10 protein-coding genes and 1 pseudogene are annotated in these 13,678 nt (G+C 42.4%); 6 read left to right on the forward strand and 5 right to left on the reverse strand.

The features are described 5' to 3' along the window. Positions 1 to 115 precede the first annotated feature (115 nt). Positions 116 to 1,285, forward strand: a pseudogene (locus IEV18_RS02425) (AMP-binding protein); the annotation flags it as partial. Between the two features lie 53 nt (positions 1,286 to 1,338). Here the strand turns inward: IEV18_RS02425 and oppF are convergent. The 5 genes from oppF to IEV18_RS02450 form a co-directional block, all read right to left on the reverse strand. Beyond that, positions 1,339 to 2,277, reverse strand: coding sequence for an ABC transporter ATP-binding protein (gene oppF / locus IEV18_RS02430; RefSeq protein ID WP_188390785.1), 939 nt, complete (start codon positions 2,275 to 2,277; stop codon positions 1,339 to 1,341). Further along, a complete protein-coding gene (locus tag IEV18_RS02435; RefSeq protein WP_188390786.1) occupies positions 2,277 to 3,320 on the reverse strand; it encodes an ABC transporter ATP-binding protein in 1,044 nt (347 codons plus the stop codon). The genes oppF and IEV18_RS02435 overlap by 1 nt, the downstream gene beginning before the upstream one ends. Before the next feature lie 17 nt (positions 3,321 to 3,337). After that, positions 3,338 to 4,492 carry an oligopeptide ABC transporter permease gene (gene opp3C, locus IEV18_RS02440; protein WP_188390856.1) on the reverse strand — a complete coding sequence of 385 codons (1,155 nt, stop codon included), beginning with the start codon at positions 4,490 to 4,492 and terminating at the stop codon, positions 3,338 to 3,340. 10 nt (positions 4,493 to 4,502) lie between these two features. After that, positions 4,503 to 5,432 carry an oligopeptide ABC transporter permease gene (gene opp3b / locus IEV18_RS02445; RefSeq protein ID WP_188390787.1) on the reverse strand — a complete coding sequence of 310 codons (930 nt, stop codon included), beginning with the start codon at positions 5,430 to 5,432 and terminating at the stop codon, positions 4,503 to 4,505. A 125-nt stretch (positions 5,433 to 5,557) separates the two neighbouring features. After that, a complete protein-coding gene (locus IEV18_RS02450; RefSeq protein ID WP_188390788.1) occupies positions 5,558 to 7,240 on the reverse strand; it encodes a peptide ABC transporter substrate-binding protein in 1,683 nt (560 codons plus the stop codon). A 340-nt stretch (positions 7,241 to 7,580) separates the two neighbouring features. Between IEV18_RS02450 and IEV18_RS02455 the strand changes: the two genes are divergently transcribed. The 5 genes from IEV18_RS02455 (at position 7,581) to IEV18_RS02475 (ending at position 13,678) form a co-directional block, all read left to right on the forward strand. Then, positions 7,581 to 7,949: a DUF3899 domain-containing protein gene (locus IEV18_RS02455; RefSeq protein WP_188390789.1), complete on the forward strand. Its 369-nt coding sequence runs from the start codon at positions 7,581 to 7,583 to the stop codon at positions 7,947 to 7,949. A 124-nt stretch (positions 7,950 to 8,073) separates the two neighbouring features. Next, entirely contained in the window at positions 8,074 to 9,345 is a 1,272-nt protein-coding gene (locus IEV18_RS02460; protein WP_188390790.1) for a hypothetical protein, read from the forward strand. 353 nt (positions 9,346 to 9,698) lie between these two features. Further along, complete coding sequence (locus tag IEV18_RS02465) at positions 9,699 to 11,393, forward strand: peptide ABC transporter substrate-binding protein (protein ID WP_188390791.1); 1,695 nt, start codon at positions 9,699 to 9,701, stop codon at positions 11,391 to 11,393. Between the two features lie 426 nt (positions 11,394 to 11,819). Continuing rightward, positions 11,820 to 12,755 (forward strand): ABC transporter permease, encoded by a 936-nt coding sequence (locus IEV18_RS02470; RefSeq protein WP_188390792.1) that lies wholly within the window; start codon positions 11,820 to 11,822, stop codon positions 12,753 to 12,755. Beyond that, the gene (locus tag IEV18_RS02475) at positions 12,755 to 13,678 is read left to right on the forward strand and encodes an ABC transporter permease (protein WP_188390793.1); all 924 of its coding nucleotides are present in this window, start codon (positions 12,755 to 12,757) and stop codon (positions 13,676 to 13,678) included. The genes IEV18_RS02470 and IEV18_RS02475 overlap by 1 nt, the downstream gene beginning before the upstream one ends.

The following is a 13,678-nucleotide window of genomic DNA, read 5'->3' on the forward strand; positions in this document are numbered from 1 at the left end:
TGACTATATTTTACCAAAAAGGGATGTTTTTTTGTTCATTTTTAGATATAATGTTGTGAATTCTTTCAGTCATATCAAGTGTTTACTAGTGTTTTTCGACTGCGAAAGTTGAGCTCTATATTCCTATGAAAAACTTCTTGAAACCGGGGACGAAAACTATCCTTTTGCCTCCATCCGCAACGAGCATGACCCGGCGGGCATGTGCTATACGTCGGCAACAACAGGGAAACCAAAAGGGGTCGTCTATTCCCACCGTGCCATTGTTCTCCACAGCTATGCTTTAGGTTTGGCAGATACGGCGGCCATTTCTGAATCCGACGTGTCCATGCCGGTAGTGCCCCAATTTCATGCCAATGCCTGGGGAACTCCTTTCGCCTGCACCTGGTTTGGCACGACCCAAGTGTTCCCGGGGCCGCGGTTCACTCCGGAAAGACTCGCATCCTTTATCGAAAAATATAAGGTGACGATTACTGCCGGTGTTCCTACGATTTGGCTTGCCCTCTATCAAGTTTTGGAAAAGGGGAATTACGATACTTCCAGCTTGCGGGCTGTATTATGCGGCGGTTCGGCTGCACCCCTCGGTTTAATCAAAGCTTTTGAGGAAAAGCTGAACATTCCTTTCTATCACGCTTATGGAGCAACGGAAACGACGCCGCTGGCCACGTTCTCCCGGTTAAAGAGCTATCAGCAAGATTTGCCGGAGGAGGAAAAATTAGTGGAGCGGACAAGGCAAGGTATTCTCGTTCCCGGTTTGGAGATGAAAGTGATCGGAAATGACGGAAAAGAAGTGGCTTGGAACGATAAAGAAATGGGCGAACTGCTGCTCAGAGGCAATTGGATTGCGGATGAATATTATAACGATGAACGGAGCCGTGACAGTTTCGTCGACGGATGGTTCCATACCGGGGATGTAGTAACCGTCGATGAAGAAGGCACAATTAAAATTATCGATCGGACGAAAGATTTAATTAAAAGCGGCGGCGAATGGATTTCTTCCGTTGATTTGGAAAACGCTCTCATGGCCCATGATGCAGTATTTGAAGCCTGTGTCGTGGCGGTTCCAGACGAAAAATGGCAAGAACGGCCGGTTGCTTGTGTCGTATTAAAAGAGGGTTATGATGGAGCCAAGCTGAAAGAGGAATTGCTCGACTTTCTCCGTCCGCAGTTTCCGAAGTTTTGGCTGCCGGAAGATGTTATTTTCATGAAAGAAATACCGAAAACTTCCGTCGGAAAATTTTTAAAACGGGCACTAAGGGAACAAGTAAAGGATTTGGTGAAACAGTAATATTGAGCAGCATAAACAAGGATGCCTGCATGGGCATCCTTGTTTTGTCCGCATTATTCTCTTTCTTCCAGTTCCTTTTTATACTGCTCAAATTCTTTCCGCGTGCAGCGGACCCAATGATTCGGACGAATTTCCCGGAATTCCGGTTCCTCGCTCATATCATGGATCGAAGGATCATAGACAATCCGTTTCCGGTTTCTTTCATATTCCGGGTCTGGGAGCGGAATGGCAGAAAGAAGGGATTTCGTATAAGGATGGACTGGATTGTTATACAGTTCATCACTGTCTGCAAGCTCAACGAGATTCCCCAAATACATGACACCAATCCGGTCACTAATATATTTCACCATGGACAAATCATGGGCAATAAATAAATAGGTTAAGCCCCGTTCTTTCTGCAGTTTCTTCAGCAAGTTGACTACTTGCGCCTGAATGGATACGTCCAGGGCGGAAATCGGCTCGTCGGCAATAATAAATTCCGGTTCTACGGCAAGCGCCCGGGCAATACCGATTCTTTGGCGCTGCCCGCCGCTAAATTCGTGCGGAAAACGGGTAGCGTGTTCCCGGTTTAAACCGACAACTTCTAAGAGCTCCTCTACCCTTTCTCTTCGCTCCTGTTCATTTTTGACCAAGCCGTGGACATCCAAACCTTCGGCAATTATATCCATAACATTCATCCGCGGGTTTAAGGACGAAGAAGGGTCTTGGAATATCATTTGCATTTTCCGGTTAAATTTCAGCAATTCTTCCTTCGATTTTTTCCCATGGACGTCTTCATTATTAAATAGTACTTGTCCGCCAGTAGCTTCGTAGAGACGGATAATCGTTCTACCTGTCGTTGATTTTCCGCTTCCCGATTCCCCTACTAAACCGAACGTTTCTCCCCGGTAAATGTCGAAGGAAACATCATCGACCGCTTTAATTATTTTTTTTCGGCCAGCTGGAAAATATTTCTTTAAATTTTTTACTTCCAGTATTTTTTCTCGTTCCATTATGCTTTACCTCCCGTTTTTGCAAATCCTTCCATCCGTTTCTTCACAGATGCTGGAGGCTCAATTTTCGGGGCATGTTCATGAAGCAGCCATGTTGCCGCATAATGGGTATCGGAAATTTGAAACATCGGCGGTTCCTTTACCAAATCGATTTCCAGGGCAAATTTGTTTCTTGGCGCAAACGCATCCCCTTTTGGCGGATTTAACATATCCGGCGGACTGCCTGGAATAGCATACAGTTCTTCTTCTTCACTGTCTAACGTCGGCATGGATCCGAGCAGCCCCCATGTATATGGATGCCGCGGGTCGTAGAAAATATCATCGACCGTGCCCATTTCGACAATTTTTCCGGCATACATCACCGCCACCCGGTCGGCAACGTTTGCCACCACACCAAGATCGTGGGTAATAAAAATTATGGCACTTTCCGTCTGCTTTTGAATATCTTTCATCAGTTCCAATATTTGGGCCTGAATCGTCACATCAAGTGCTGTCGTCGGTTCATCGGCAATTAGCAACTTCGGGTTGCAGGCAAGGGCAATGGCGATGACGACCCGCTGGCGCATCCCACCGGAAAATTGGTGCGGATATTGATTAATCCGTACTTCCGGATGGGGAATTCCTACCTGGTCGAGCAATTCGACTGCTTTTTTCCGCGCTTCCGTACGGCTCAGCCCCTGGTGTTTGATTAATCCTTCCATAATCTGGTTTCCGACTTTCATCGTCGGGTTTAAGGAAGTCATCGGATCCTGGAACACCATGGAAATATCTGCTCCGCGAATTTTTTGCATTTCCTTATTTGACTTTTTAACCAGATCTTCCCCTTCAAACAGAATTTGCCCCGACTTAATCTCCGCCTGCGGTTTCGGCAACAGCCCCATAATTGCACTCGTCGTCACCGATTTCCCTGACCCGGATTCCCCGACGATGGCAAGGGTTTCTCCTTTATTGACATGGAAATTTACGCCCCGGACAGCTTGTACTTCCCCGTTATACGTATGAAATGATACTCTAAGGTCTTTTACTTCCAGTAATTTACTCACGTTTTCCACCTGCCTTCCTATTTATGCATTTTCGGATCAAATGCGTCCCGCAATCCGTCTCCAATGAGGTTAAATGCAATCATAATGACCGAAATCATAATTGCCGGGAACCAAAGCATATAAGGGTAAAGCATTATATTGTCAAACCCGGTATTAATTAACGTACCTAACGATGCCTGCGGAGGCGTAATTCCTAGACCGATAAAGCTTAGGAATGCTTCGAAGAATATCGCATCCGGAATAGTAAACATCGTATTAATAATGATGATTCCGCTAATATTCGGCAATAAATGTTTAATAATAATTCTCTTGTTCGATTGCCCTAACGTACGTGCCGCCAGGACAAACTCCTGGTTTTTCAGCTTCATTACTTCCCCGCGGACAATACGGGCCATTCCTGTCCATCCGGTAATCGTTAACGCAATGACAATTGACGTAATGCCTGGATCTAATACGAGCATCATCAGCAAAATAACGACGAGGCTCGGAATACCGACTAATACTTCCAAAATCCGCATCAGCACGTCATCGACTTTGCCGCCGTAGTATCCGGCAATCCCTCCATAGGCCACACCGATGACAAGACTGATAAGGGCAGCGATAAAGGCAATTAATAAGGAAACTTTTGTACCTTCCCACAGCCTTGTCCATTGGTCACGGCCAAGGGAATCCGTTCCTAGCCAGAAATATTCATCTTCCATGCCTTTTGCTTCATATACCCGGTAAGTCGCCCGGACTTCCGCGGAATTTTTGCTTCCGTCTCCTTCACTGAGCACTTCAATATCAATAAAATCTTTTTGGTTATCGTAACGGGAGTAGGCATTATTTGTTGCTTCTTCCACGTTGCTTCCCTTGAATTCATCCCGCAGTACGCCTTCAAATCCGGGGATTGGCAAATTCTCCAATACCGGTACCCGTGCAGGCATCTTTGCCCGTGCCAAGTCTTGGTCATCAATGCCGTGATCGTTCATTGTCGGGCCAACGAAACTCATAATAATGATAATGATTAGAAGAATAACACTTAGTACTGCAAATTTATTTTTGAAAAAAGTCCTTCGCGCATCCTGAAAAAAAGTACGGCTCGGTCCGGATATTTTTTCGCTCGTATCCTCTTTTTGCTGAGCAAGGACGAACAGTTCCTTTGGTGCACTTTCTGTTGATGAATGTTTCATTTTTTCCATATCAGCTGTTGTTCCCTCCAATCCGAATCCTTGGATCAATGAGTCCATATAGGAGGTCAATGATTAAAATAATGGCAACGAATAGTGCCGCAAAAAGCAGGGTCGTGCCCATAATCGTCGGGTAGTCATTCATAATAACCGAATTGACAAATTGTTCCCCGATTCCTGGGATGGCAAAGATTTGCTCAATTACCATGGAGCCGGTCATTAAACTGACAGCCATCGGTCCAATCACTGTAATTAAGGGGATTAAGGCGTTACGCAAACCATGTTTGAAGACAATCCCCACTTCTCCAATCCCTTTTGCCCTTGCCGTCTTAATATAATTGGAACCCATCACTTCTACCATTTCCGTCCGTACGAAACGGGCAGCCGTCGCCATCGGGAAGATCATCAGCGCCATCGTCGGCAATACGGTATGTTTAAAATCCCCCCATAAGGCAACCGGGAACCATTGTAATTCTGACGCAAAAAAGTATTGTAAAATACCTGCGAATACGAAGTTGGGGATGGAGGTACCTATTACAGCGATAATTGTTGAGGTATAATCAAGAAAACCGTTATGGAAAACGGCAGCAATCAGACCTAAAAGAACTCCCAGTATCGTCCCCACAACTAACGCTTGGGCTCCCAATTGAGCAGATGGTCCTATTCTATCCATTAAAATATCCGTAACAGGTGTGTTGCTGAAGGCGAAGGATATACCTAAATCACCTTTGACTAATCCTGCTAAGTAATTCACGTATTGTACCGGCACCGGATCATTCAGGCCGTATTTTTCTAAAACAATTTGCTTTTGTTCTTCTGATAATTTATCCTCGGCATTAAGCGGACTGCCGGGCAGCATTTTCATTAAAAAGAAGGACAGTGTCGCAATAATAAATAATGTAATTAACATGTAAACGACACGCCGCAAAACATAACGAACCATTCTCGCACCTCCCTGAATAAACGATGAAAAATAAAAAATGTTCTATATTATAAGATTTGTTCACAAAAATGGAACAAGAGAGCACGACTTGCCCATGCCCTCTTGTTTATTGTTGTTATTTATCCTTATTCAGCTGATCCAACACTAGCCCATTTATATTCATAAGTAGCTCCAAATGGGTTTACGTGTACACCTTGTACTTTCGGAGATACTAATTGGGCTTCTGCACTTTGGTAAATAGGTGCAATGGCAGCATCTTCAAATAGGATTTTTTCTGCTTCTAAGAAGTTTTCGTAACGGGCGGCATTATCTGTTGCCAATTCAGATTGTGCTTCTTGCAACAATGCATCATACTCTTCGTTAGAGTAGCCCATCTTGTTGTTTCCGCCATCGGTAATCCATAGGCTTAAGAATGTGAATGGGTCAAGATAGTCTGGACCCCATCCGGAAATTTGCAGATCATAGTCCATGTTTGTATCTAAATCAAGACGTTGTTCAAATGGAACGTTTTTCAAATTAACCGTTAAACCAGGCAGGTTCGTTGATAATTGGTTAGCAACGTATTCGTTCATCACTTTCGATGTTTCGCTATCGCCGCCAAGCAATTCAAGTTCTAGTGAATCGATGCCTAATTCTGCCAATCCTTTTTCCCAGTACTCTTGAGCTTTTTCAAGATCGAAAGTAACGAGGTCGCCGTTTACTTCACGGAAGTCTTCCTCAGAGTCAGGCAAGTTCACGAAATCTTTAGGAATTAGACCGTTCGCAACGATGGAACCGTTGTTCAAGATTTCATTAACGAGAGCATCTTTGTTGAAGCCCATGCTGATCGCCTTGCGGATATTTACGTTAGCTAACGCTTCATTTCTTGTTTGGTTCATCTTAATGTAGAATACTGCAGTTTCTGGTACTACTTGGTAATCTTCATGGGTAGAATATTGGTCTACTAAGTCAGAAGAAATTGTAGCACGGTCTACAGAACCTTCTTCATAAAGTCTTACAGACGTAGCTGGGTCTTTAACGACTACGTGGTTAATACGGTCAACTTGTACCGTGTCAGCATCCCAGTAGTTTTCGTTTTTCACAAGATCCCATTCTTGGGCAGTGCTTGTCCAGTTTTCCAGCGTGTATGGTCCGTTAAACAGTAATGTATCAGTACTTGTAGCGAATTTATCGCCTTGCTCTTCAACGAATTTTTCGTTTAATGGCATGAACGTGCTAAATGTTGTTAAAGATTCGAAGTATGGAACTGGCTGTTCCAGTTCAACTACTAATGTATAGTCATCTTCAGCTGTAACACCTAATTCTTCTACAGGCACTTCACCTTCGTTAACAGCTTCCGCGTTTTTAATGACGCCGCTCATCATGTATGGACCGTATTCGGATCCAGTGTTCGGGTCTACCGCTCTTTGCCATGCATAGACGAAGTCATGTGCGGTTACCGGATCGCCATTAGACCATTGTGCGTCTTCACGCAATGTAAACGTCCAAGTTAATCCGTCTTCGCTTACTTTGTGTCCTGTTGCAATTCCTTCAACAGGCTGTGCATTTTCATCTAATCGGTAAAGACCTTCCATTGTTGCTCCGATAAATTGGAAACCAAATTCGTCAGTTGCCATGGACGGATCCATGGATGGAATGGTGTCTCCGTTTATAAAATGAAGTACATTTTCTCCATCTGCACTGTCTGCAGATTGTTCTGTGCCTTCGCCTTCAGTTGCAGCGTCTTCAGAATCTCCGCCGCCACAGGCAGCTAATAGGCCTAGCAATAAGCCAAACGCTAAAAGCAGCGCCCATTTTTTGAGCTTCATGTCGCTTCCTCCTTGGTGTCATTTTTCTGAAAATTTCAGAAAATGTATTTTTATACAAAAATTGTATGGTTATAATTATAAGCCTCTTTCGCAAAAAATGTAAAGGAAATGTTTTAAGTAGTTTAAAAATAATTCAATTTTCTATTTAGGGAATTATCGGAATAATGCGGGTTCCACCGACATTCTCGCGGGATGACAGCTTTCTTCTCCAGTGGTATAATGACGAACAGCCGAAGATTAAACAGCGAAATCATTTAGCGACATCAAAGGTGTACAATAATTATTTTTGGCCATTAAAACAGAAAATATTGATAGAAAAAAATAATGAATGGTGGATATGATGAAGAAAAAGAACTTCTATATTTTAATGATAAATCTTATTTTGTCCTTCGCCGTTTTTTTTATGAACGGTACGGAAAATACGTGGACAGACTACATTAATGTTCTCTTTTATATCACTTTTGGCTATCTCATCGTTGCCCTCTTTCTCTATACGAAAAAAGGAGGATTTTATGACGGGGTAACCTTTAGCTTCCGGAGGTTTATCAGTATGATGTCGAAAAACACGGATTACATGGAGGAATGGAAAGAACGGCCCCTTCCCTCGAAAAAAGTTAACGAATCCTTCTATTCCGTTGTCCGTTTCCAGGCCATTGCCTTAATGCTTATATTTCTACTAACATTTTTAATGTATATGCTCAACCTATAAATTCTCTTGATACCCTTTCCCCGGCTTTTCTTGACAATATTATGAAAATTCAATATGATAGTATTAATTATTTAGGGCTACGGCTATCTACTATTGGTATCGGGAAAGGAGCTGTAATATAGAAATGAGTGTGAAAGTTGCAGTGTTTGGACGTCAAGAAACGGTTTCAAAAATAGAAAATTTGCTGCACACTGAACGGGATACGGAGATCGTTCCCTTTGTTTATGAAAATGAATCTGAAACTGTCGAATTATTTGAAAAGGCTTTCATGTGTGATTTCTATTTGTTCACCGAAAAAATTTCCTATCAATTTGTCAAAAAGAAAATAGAAAAAAAGAAGCTGCCAGCTGTTCAAGTGCCCTATGACGACCAGGTATTCCTTACATCTCTCTACCATCTAAAGGGAAAACAGGATGTTAAGCGAATTTCCGTTGACTATCACGATGAACAGATCGTTCAAAGAGTATTGCAAGACGTAAACTTGCCAAAAAACCAATTTTTTATTTATGACTATGGATTAGAACTTGAGGTCAGCTTGGAATCCATCCTTTCACATCATCTTAAGCTATGGCAGGAAGGAAAAATAGATTATGTGCTAACCTCCGCTCCATCGGTGGAAAAGGAATTAAAGGCACAAAACATTCCGGTAATCGCTATGACCATCCCGGCGATTAACCTTATGCAGACGATTGACGAATTGAAAACGAAGATTAAATTAAGCCAAAGTACGGGCGCACAAGTCGTTACAGGTTATATTGAACTGGAGCAAACCGGAAAGAAAAACGAGGAACTGGAAAGCAAAATGGAAAAATTGTCAGAAATATTAACAGAATTTTGCAAAAAAACTGATGCTGCCTTTTTCCCGACAGCATCGAATCAATATGTTTTATTTGGCACGAAAGCGGTCATTAAACATCTGACAAATCATTACCGTGATTATCCGCTCCTCCGGGAAATTAAAGCAACATTGGAATGTCCTGTAAATATCGGCTACGGATTAGGATTAACGGCAAAACAGTCGGAAGTTCATGCCAAGCTAGCTTTGGCAGCATGCAAAGAATCCGGCAGCGGACATTGCTTTATCATCAATGAACGCCAGGAAAAGATAGGTCCAATCGGAGTGAAGAAGGAATTTGACGCATCGAAACTCTATCAGGATCTCATTCATAAAGCCCGGCTGAATAATGAACTGTCCTATAATTTTATCGATTTTATCCGTTCCCGAAACAACGAACCGTTCTCTTCCAATGATATCGCCAAATTCTATAACGTGACAAAACGAAGTGCAGAACGGACGGTTAACAAGTTACTATCCGGCAATGTCATTAAAGTTTCCGGAGAAGAAAGACCTTATCAAAAAGGCCGGCCAAGGAAATTATTTACGTTGAACCAGTAAGGCAAAACCAAATAGCCTTCTTGTCATTAGATGGAGTTTTTGAGTCTGATTACAAGAAGGCATTTTTTATATCCTTTGGTTCGCTTCTTAACTTGCTCTTGCCATTTAACTAAATTTCATTAGTAGAATTTTACTAGGCTGAAAAATCTATTAAAATATTTTGTTCCCAAACTTTGGTATATTTGAAAAAATAGGCGGCGATTACTTATTGGAATAAATGAAATAACACTAATCCAATTAATTTTCCAAAAAAAATTAATGAAAATTTTCTAAATAGGTTGTATAATAGGAAACAGATTCAAGATTGCGATATCTTGAATTAAAAAAGAACAATAATAGGAGGGTCTACACAGATGAGACAAAAGAAGTGGTTTTTACTGCTTGTTCTTGTTTTGTCGCTCAGCTTAATTCTAGCTGCATGTAGCGGCGGTAGTGACGATGCAGACAGCGACGACTCAGGAACGGAACAAAGTGAAGGAGATACTAGCAGCGAGTCCGGTTCAGACGAAGGCGCTGAAGAGTCTGGGGACGCAGAGCAAGTATTGAACGTTAACATTCGTACCGAACCACCTTCACTGCACCCTGGTCTGGCTACAGATACAACTTCAGGAGCTGTGCTTAACCAAGTATTCGAAGGGTTAATGCGCATTAACCAGGAAGGTGTTGCAGAGCCAGCAATGGCGGCAAGTGAGCCTGAAATTTCAGACGACTTGCTGACATATACGTTTACGATTCGTGATGATGCTGTTTGGTCTAACGGAGACCCAGTTACTGCCCACGACTTTGAATATGCATGGAAATGGGTATTAGACCCTGAAAATGCAGATACAGACTACGCATACCAGCTCTATGTCATTAAAGGAGCCCAAGATGCGAAGGAAAATGGCGGTTCTTTAGATGACGTCGGAGTGAAAGCGCTTGACGACAAAACTTTAGAAGTTACTTTGGAACAGCCAACACCATACTTCTTAGATTTAACAGCATTCTACACTTATTATCCTGTGAACAAAAACGTTGCTGAAGCTAATCCAGAATGGGCACTTGAAGCCGGCGAGGATTACGTAACAAACGGACCATTCTTGCTGGATACTTGGGAGCATAAAAATAAAGTCGTACTTACGAAAAACCCTGATTACTGGGATGCAGATACTGTAAAACTAGAAACAATCAACATGTTTATGGTTGATGATGAAAATACTGCTTTGGAAATGTTTAACGCTGGTGAACTCGATTGGGTTGGATCACCAACTGACTCTGTTCCATTAGCAGCAATTCCTTCCTTGAAAGATGAAGGAAAACTTAATATTTCTCCTCTTGCTGGTGTATACTACTATGCATTTAACACAGAAGCAGAGCCATTTAATAATGAAAATATCCGTAAAGCATTTGCTTTAGCTATTAACCGTCAAGGTATTATTGAAAACATTACAAAAGGTGAACAACAGCCTGCAATGGCGTTAGTACCGCCTTCAATTTGGGAAGAAAATAACGAAGGATACTTTGCAGATAATGATGTAGAAAAAGCGAAAGAATACTTAGAAAAAGGATTGGAAGAACTTGGATTAGATTCCTTGCCAACAATCCAGCTATCTTATAACACTAGTGAAGCACATGCAGTTATCGCACAAGCTGTTCAAGACATGTGGAACCAAAACCTTGGTGTAGAAGTAGAGCTTAATAACGAAGAATGGAACGTATACCTGGATACAATGGGTGCAGGCAACTTCCAAGTTGGACGGATGGGCTGGCTAGCAGACTTTAACGACGCCATCAACTTCCTCGAAATCTTTGAGTCTGTTGGCGGAAACAACTACACCAACTGGGAAGATGCTGAGTATCAAGAATTGTTGGTACAATCCAGAACAGAAACTGACCCAGAAGCACGTAAAGAAATCTTAAGAGAAGCAGAGGCAATCTTTATGGATGCGATGCCAATTGCACCAATTTACTTCTATACAAACGTATGGACTGCTAAAGACTACGTGAAAAACATTGAAGTATCCGGACTTGGTGACGTTCAGTACAAGTGGGGATACATTGAAAAGTAATAGATAGATAGCAAGCTGAAGTGAATCCAAAATAAGGAAACATTTCTTTATGTTTCCTTATTTTGGTTCATTGCTTGAATATCTTTTCCTAGTTTCAGAGAAAAATAGACACAAATATGTTTTACCCATAACGAAACAGTGAACACCTTCCCAGAAATACAGACATCAGTATTTCTAGTTAGATAGACTAAAGTTTATTATTTTTCCTTAACGAGGAATTGCAGGGGTGGCTTGTTTCACCTCTTTTTTTACGTTTTTGAAGGGGTTCATACAAACAACAGCAGGGTGACTAGTTTTGCCTATCCCCAAAGCGGTAATGAAGATAATGCGGGGATGCAAGACCGGCACAACCCAATCAGGAAAATTTCATGCGGGAAGGACGCCCCCTCCCCTGAATGTAGCTTCACATTATTGGAGGTGTGTAAATTGGCAAAGTATTTATTAAAAAGAATTGCCTATATCTTTTTGTCGCTTTTCTTAATCATTACAGTCACATTCTTTTTAATGCAAATTGCTCCAGGAAGTCCATTTGCCTCGGAGCGGAAAATGACTCCTGCCTTGGAAAAGCAAATGGAAGAAGCATATGGGTTAAACGATCCGATTCATGAACAATACCTCGACTATCTTGTAAACGCTTTAACGTTTGATTTTGGCCCATCGTTTAAATATGTCGGACAAGATGTCATGGATATTATTTTGAGAGGGTTCCCGTATTCCCTTGTATTGGGGCTTGAGGCGCTATTTATCGCTACCGGCTTTGGAATATTATTCGGCGTTTTCGCTGCGCTGAAACATAATAAATTCGGCGACTATGCTGCAATGGTTATTGCCGTTTTGGGCATTTCCGTACCAAGCTTTATTATGGCGACAATCTTACAATATATTTTTGCCATTAAGCTAAATATGTTCTCCGTTGCCAGAATGGAGTCTTTTGCAGATACGATACTGCCTGCATTAGCATTGGCGACAACCCCTCTTGCCTTTATCGCCCGGTTAATGCGTTCCAGCATGCTGGATGTATTAAACTCGGATTACATTAAAACGGCAAAATCAAAAGGGATGAGCCAGCGAATCGTTACGTATAAACACGGGTTAAGAAACGCGCTGCTCCCGGTTATTTCTTATATGGGCCCATTGGTTGCGTCAATTTTAACCGGAAGCTTCGTTATCGAGAAAATTTTCGGTATACCAGGGCTTGGCAGTGAATTCGTAACGAGCATTACAAACCGGGACTATACCGTCATTATGGGAACTACTGTGTTTTTTAGTGTAATTCTCCTATTCTGCGTGTTGCTCGTCGATATCATATACGGAATCGTTGATCCGAGAATTAAGTTGGATGCAAAAGGCGGTGAGAAATAATGGAAAAATTGCAGCTATCGAATGAAGATTTTCAGCCACTACATATCGACCAGACAGAATCGGAAAAAATCGCCGGAGAAAGTACTTCCTATTGGAAGGATGCTTGGAGAAGATTCCGCAAAAATAAACTTGCCATAGCGGGAATCGTCATACTATTGCTTTTAGGATTTATGGCGATTTTCGGGGAGTCGATTTCCGGACATAACTACCGGGATACCGACTTGATGTCTACGAACCTGGAGCCCAGCTCTGAACATTGGTTTGGAACCGATAATTTAGGCCGTGATATTTTTGCAAGAACGTGGGACGGCGCCAAAATATCCTTATTTATCGGATTAATGGCTGCATTTTTAGACCTGATTATCGGGGTAATCTGGGGAGCCATCGCCGGTTACTTTGGCGGTAAAGTGGACGAGTATATGATGCGGATTGCGGATATTTTGTACGGACTTCCGTATCTCTTAGTCGTTATTTTGCTCATGGTTGTGATGGGTCAGGGAATTTGGACGATGATTATCGCCATGGTCATCACCGGATGGATTAACATGGCAAGGATTGTCCGCGGCCAAGTGCTGCAGCTTCGTTCGGAAGAATACGTGCTCGCCTCCCGCTCTCTCGGCGCAAGCAATATGCGGCTGTTATTCAAGCATCTCATTCCAAACACACTCGGACCGATCCTTGTTACATTAACATTAACAGTACCAAACGCCATCTTTACGGAAGCATTCTTAAGTTTCCTCGGGCTCGGTGTTCCAGCGCCACACTCAAGCTGGGGTGTTATGACGAGTGAAGCGCTTAGCGCATTGAAGCATTATCCGTATCAATTATTCTTTCCAGCGTTCTTCATTTGTTTAACGATGCTAGCATTTAACGTAATCGGTGACGGACTAAGAGACGCACTCGATCCAAAAGAACGTAAATAA

Origin of the sequence: Compostibacillus humi (genome assembly GCF_014637175.1) — a bacterium.
In the GTDB taxonomy this organism is placed as follows: Bacteria; Bacillota; Bacilli; order Bacillales; family Amphibacillaceae; genus Oceanobacillus; species Oceanobacillus humi.

Coding starts and splice junctions, on each gene's coding strand:
- IEV18_RS02455 (WP_188390789.1), top strand. CDS start 7,581: ATGAAGAAAAAGAACTTCTATATTTTAATGATAAATCTTATTTTGTCC.
- IEV18_RS02450 (WP_188390788.1), bottom strand. CDS start 7,240: ATGAAGCTCAAAAAATGGGCGCTGCTTTTAGCGTTTGGCTTATTGCTA.
- IEV18_RS02460 (WP_188390790.1), top strand. CDS start 8,074: ATGAGTGTGAAAGTTGCAGTGTTTGGACGTCAAGAAACGGTTTCAAAA.
- IEV18_RS02465 (WP_188390791.1), top strand. CDS start 9,699: ATGAGACAAAAGAAGTGGTTTTTACTGCTTGTTCTTGTTTTGTCGCTC.
- opp3C (WP_188390856.1), bottom strand. CDS start 4,492: ATGAAACATTCATCAACAGAAAGTGCACCAAAGGAACTGTTCGTCCTT.
- oppF (WP_188390785.1), bottom strand. CDS start 2,277: ATGGAACGAGAAAAAATACTGGAAGTAAAAAATTTAAAGAAATATTTT.
- IEV18_RS02475 (WP_188390793.1), top strand. CDS start 12,755: ATGGAAAAATTGCAGCTATCGAATGAAGATTTTCAGCCACTACATATC.
- opp3b (WP_188390787.1), bottom strand. CDS start 5,432: ATGGTTCGTTATGTTTTGCGGCGTGTCGTTTACATGTTAATTACATTA.